We start from the raw sequence: 415 nt of genomic DNA on the forward strand, positions 1-415 counted from the left end.
TTTCGCCTGCAGCACACGGGCTTCGTATTCCAGGGGTTCAACCTGTTTCCAGCGCTTACCGCGCTTGAGCAGGTCGAGCTCCCATTGAGCTATATGGACTGGCGAAGGATCTGGTGCGCAAGCGTGCGATGGAGTCGTTGGAAGAAGTAGGGCTTGGCCCTCGCATGCAGCTGCGCCCCGCCGAGCTTTCCTGTGGCGAAAAGCAGCGCGTCGCCATTGCCCGCGCGCTCGCCAAACAACCGGAACTGCTATTCGCTGATGAGCCGACCAGCGCGTTGGATGCAGCCAACGGACAAATCGTGATCGACATTCTGCATCGCATCGCGCGTGCACACGGCACCACGGTGCTCTGCGTCAGCCATGATCCCCGCCTGGTCGGCCATGCCGACCGCGTGCTGGCCATGGAAGACGGGCG

Annotated in this window: 1 pseudogene; it reads left to right on the forward strand. The window is 62.4% G+C overall.

Annotated features, from left to right (window positions below):
* Positions 1 to 415 (forward strand): annotated as a pseudogene (locus AC4HNJ_RS21665) (ABC transporter ATP-binding protein); the annotation flags it as partial.

Source organism: Dyella sp. SYSU CM1112 (genome assembly GCF_058216415.1).